This is a genomic window from bacterium (assembly GCA_004299235.1).
In the GTDB taxonomy this organism is placed as follows: domain Bacteria; phylum Chloroflexota; class Dormibacteria; order Dormibacterales; family Dormibacteraceae; genus SCQL01.
On record SCQL01000041.1, the window covers coordinates 1 to 1,593 of the forward strand.

Below are 1,593 nucleotides of genomic sequence, written 5' to 3' on the forward strand. Positions count from 1 at the left end.
GCGAATCCGTATGGCGTTTAAGTCAAAAATTTCCTCAAACTCGCGCCCACGCTGCATCTTCCGATAAATGCTATAAAAGTTCTTCGGCCGGCCATCTACTTCCGCTTCAATTCCCGCTCGTGATAACTCTTGGCGGAGCGTCGTAATCACGCGGTCGATAAATTCTTGGCGCTCGCGTCGACGCGCGCTGACCCTTTCCCGCAGCGCTTGGTACACTTCAGGTTCCAGAGTGCGGAAGGATAGGTCCTCCAATTCCCATTTAATTTGGCTGATGCCAAGCCGATGAGCAAGCGGCGCGAAGATCTCGACCGTCTCGCGAGCGATTTCCTGGCGACGATCGGCAGGCAAAAAGCGAAGCGTTCGCATGTTGTGGAGCCGGTCGGCGAGCTTGATCAAAATTACCCGCACGTCTTTGGCCATCGCCAGAAGCATCTTGCGGAGATTGTTCGCTTGTTCTTCTTCCATGGACCGGAAGCGAATTTGAGATAACTTCGTCACACCGTCCACCAACGCTGCGACTTCCAAGCCGAATTCCTCGCTTACCTCTTCGAGCGTGATCGGCGTATCCTCCACCACATCGTGCAGGAGACCCGCAACCACCGTCTCACGATCTAAGTGAAGGTCGGCCAGTACGTGCGCCACTGCCAATGGGTGGACTAAATACGGCTCACCGGATAAACGCTGTTGTCCAGCGTGACCACGCTCCGCCCAACGGTAGGCGAGACGCACCGGATCGAGATCGACCTCCGGCGGCAGATAACCTGTCAATCGGACAAGAAGGCTGTCCAGCGTTTGCGTCTGGCCGGACGGCGCCAACCCGATCGGTCCGCCGACGTCGCCGCTCATCGTACGCTCGCCGCCTCCTGAGTCTGAATCAGCGACTTCACGGAGTATTGTCGCAACAGACCGCTTCTGCCGCCAAGATCGGTCAATTCGACTAAGAAAACGGCCGCCACGACGTGCCCGCCTAACCTTTCTACGAGATCCGCTGCTGCCTTGACCGTACCTCCGGTCGCCAAAAGGTCGTCGACCAACAACACCCGTTCCGAAGCCCGAATCCCGTCCCGGTGCATCTCAAGCGCGTCTTCGCCGTATTCGAGTTGGTACGTGCTGCGGATGGCGTCTGCCGGCAGCCGGCCCGGCTTGCGGGCAGGCGTGAATCCGACGCCGAGCGCATAGGCAAGCGGCGCACCCAACAGAAATCCACGCGCTTCCGGCGCCACCACGCGGTCGACCTTGACGTCGGCCACCATCGCGCACAACGCGTCGATGGCCGCCCGAAGGGCAAGAGCGTCGCTCAAGAGCGGCATCACGTCGATGAACGTGATGCCGGGCCGGGGAAACTCGGGCACGCGCCGCAAGTAGGCCTCAAAGTTCACGAAGTCCGCCTCGCTTCGCCTGCGCACGATCCGTGCGCCAGTTTCCGCATCTCGTTCCATTGTATCACGGCTTTTTCATGCTACTGGAGCCAAGGCGACGCCGCGCCGACCTTCGCAACGAAATGGTGAGGCCGATGGACGAACCGAGCGCGCCGCCCGTTGGATGAAGGAGGGAATCTGAGGACAATCTATCGATTCGGATGCGGTGTTAAAG

At 59.4% G+C, this 1,593-nt stretch carries 2 protein-coding genes; both read right to left on the minus strand.

Going from position 1 to position 1,593, the window contains the following annotated elements; all coding sequences use genetic code 11:
• Window positions 1-846, minus strand: an 846-nt coding sequence (locus tag EPN29_13635) for a bifunctional (p)ppGpp synthetase/guanosine-3',5'-bis(diphosphate) 3'-pyrophosphohydrolase (protein TAN31365.1), incomplete at its 3' end; no start/stop codon positions are given.
• Complete coding sequence (locus EPN29_13640) at window positions 843-1,379, minus strand: adenine phosphoribosyltransferase (GenBank protein TAN31366.1); 537 nt, start codon at window positions 1,377-1,379, stop codon at window positions 843-845. The genes EPN29_13635 and EPN29_13640, both read right to left, overlap by 4 nt.
• Between the last annotated feature and the right edge of the window lie 214 nt (window positions 1,380-1,593).